This window comes from Mesorhizobium ventifaucium (assembly GCF_935822925.1).
GTDB lineage: Bacteria > Pseudomonadota > Alphaproteobacteria > Rhizobiales > Rhizobiaceae > Mesorhizobium > Mesorhizobium ventifaucium.
On sequence record NZ_CAKXZS010000077.1, the window covers coordinates 1 to 543 of the forward strand.

Annotated in this window: 1 pseudogene; it reads left to right on the top strand. The window is 60.4% G+C overall.

The annotated features are described in order from the left end of the window. Window positions 1-92: 92 nt before the first annotated feature. Window positions 93-543 (top strand): annotated as a pseudogene (locus tag NMG70_RS30910) (transposase); the annotation flags it as partial.

Consider the following 543-nt stretch of genomic DNA (forward strand, 5'->3'; position numbering starts at 1 on the left):
TAGAGCGTTTCCAGATTTGACGGAATCGAGGGGATTCCAGATTTGTCTGTTTTGTGATTCAAGATGCTGGCTGGAATGGAGGCCAGCATCTGATGACCCGACCCCTTTCCAATGATCTTCGCGAGCGGGTGGTGGCGGCGGTTTTGAGCGGCGAGAGCCGCCGGTCGGCCGCGAAACGGTTTGGCATTTCGGTTTCGGCGGCAGTGAAGTTGTTGCAGCGCCATCGGGCGACCGGCTCGGTAGCACCTGGCAAGATGGGTGGACATCGCAAGAGAGTGCTGGAGCCGCACCGTGCCTTCATCGAGGCGCGTATACGTGAGACACCTCATCTGACGCTGCACGGTCTGAAGGATGAGTTGGCCGGTCGCGGGGTCAAGGTCTCGCACAACGCGGTGTGGTCGTTCCTGCGCCGTGAGGGTCTGAGCTTCAAAAAAAACGCTGTTCGCCCTTGAGCAGGCACGCGCCGATATTGCCCGCAGGCGCCAACGATGGCGATCCTGGCAGGCAGGCCTCGATCCGCAGTGCCTGGTCTTCATCGACGAG